The organism is Vibrio sp. 1F253, from assembly GCF_041439295.1.
Classification (GTDB): Bacteria; Pseudomonadota; Gammaproteobacteria; order Enterobacterales; family Vibrionaceae; genus Vibrio; species Vibrio tasmaniensis_A.
This window is the reverse complement of the sequence record NZ_JBGONU010000128.1, coordinates 1-1,774: the sequence shown is the minus strand read 5'-3', so window position 1 is coordinate 1,774 and position 1,774 is coordinate 1. Positions and strand designations below refer to the sequence as shown.

The following is a 1,774-nucleotide window of genomic DNA, read 5'->3' as shown; positions in this document are numbered from 1 at the left end:
AGATTGATAGGTTTAAATTGTTAAAGAGCTTCACTTGTTGAGCGTTCCTTTTAAGCAAGGAGCCTCTCGAAGTGGACGGCCATTCTAGCGTTTTAATTCTTAGTGTCAAACACTTATTGGGAATTAATTTCTACTTTTTAAAAGTAGGAGCGTTTAAACGCTTTAAGCTAGTTGCCTTACCAACATTCTTCGCTGAAGCCTTATGGCGTCTACCGTGTCAGTGAGGCAGCATTATAGAGATGCAGCTTTTATTGGCAAGCATTAAATGCGTTTTTTATTAAAAAAAAGAGGTTAAGCGAAGACATTTCAACCAAGGGCTTATTTATACAACTTTCAACCCAAGTTTCGAACAAACTACCCACAACAACCTGTGGATAACTACTCGCAATTATCAAAAAAGTAAGATAAACGAGCCCTAGGGTTTAGATATTCTCTAACTTGCTCCGGTAACTTGCTTGGATTAACTGCATTGACAATTTTTATCTCTTTAGTAAATAGGTCAATGATCGGGGCTTGGGTTCTTGGAACGCTAGGATCATAGATCAGTACGTTCGGATAAAGCATATGTTTGGCATTAACCGAAATCACGATTCCAATTGATTCATTGGAAAGCTGCACGACAGTACCCGGCGGATAGACTCCCATGAACTTAACTAATAGGCTCAAATTATCCTGACTATATAGATGTTTGCAGTTCTTATATAAGTGGGACAATGCCAAGTATGGGATCATTTGTTGAGATTGCGCTTTACCATGACAAAGATTATCGAATGCGTTAGCCACTGAAACTATTTTGGTAAGTTCATCTATCTCTTCTTCTTTTAAGCCTTCAGGATAACCAGAGCCATCATTCATTTCATGATGTTGAACGATTACTTTTTTGGCACTTTCAGGAAAGTCATCAATTCCAGAGACAATATCAGCACCATATTTCGTATGAAGTTTTAGGTAATTCTCTTCCGGTGCTGTCAGCGTACTCTGCTTTCTAAGTATTGCAGCTGGTATTTTGATCTTTCCTACATCATGGAACAACGCAGCAAAAGAAAGCGCTTTCAATTGTTGAGTATTGTAGCCTTTAGCTTTACCTATCATTAACGCAACGACAGAGACATTTAATGTATGAAAGTAAATGTCTTCAAAGTCAGCTTTAGCATTCATAAGGTGTAAGGTAACGCTATCGTCACTTGCCAGTATTTCAACAATATCATCAACTAGACTTTTAACCTCTCCTACCGCATCTATAGGTCGGTTACGAATTTTTGTCATTACTGAACGCATTCGAGCAAGCGAGCGCTCGAACTCTTTCTCACAATGACTGACTCTACGACGGTAAGAGCTTAGGGTTTCGATACGTTCATGCTTATCTTTCCACATCCTTTCAGTTTCAAGGCTTATCTGTAGATCTGAATCGGCCCCTTTCTCTATCTCGTGATTAGAAGGTAAAGGTGCAGTATCGCTTTGACTTAGATTTATATAGACATGCTTAATCCCAAGATGTCGAATTATTTTCACTTGAGCGTCATCTTTTATTTTGAAGCTGTTGAATAAAAATGGGTGTTCGTTCCATTTTAGGGGGAGTCGTATATGTAGGCCGGGCTGGATGCGATCTACAGTAATCTTTATGCTGCCCATATTTATATAATATTGATTAATAATCTATATTTATAATTCTAATAAAACCACGCGGGAATTTCACTATCCAATTTCACAGGTTCAACTTAAAGTGATCCGCACCAGCAGTTTTGGACACTGAGTTAAGTGAGTACAATCACTA

Annotated in this window: 1 protein-coding gene; it reads right to left on the bottom strand. The window is 38.3% G+C overall.

What is annotated here, in order from left to right; genetic code table 11:
* Positions 1 to 378 precede the first annotated feature (378 nt).
* Complete coding sequence (locus ACED28_RS23110; protein WP_371702433.1) at positions 379 to 1,632, bottom strand: HD-GYP domain-containing protein; 1,254 nt, start codon at positions 1,630 to 1,632, stop codon at positions 379 to 381.
* Positions 1,633 to 1,774: the final 142 nt, after the last annotated feature.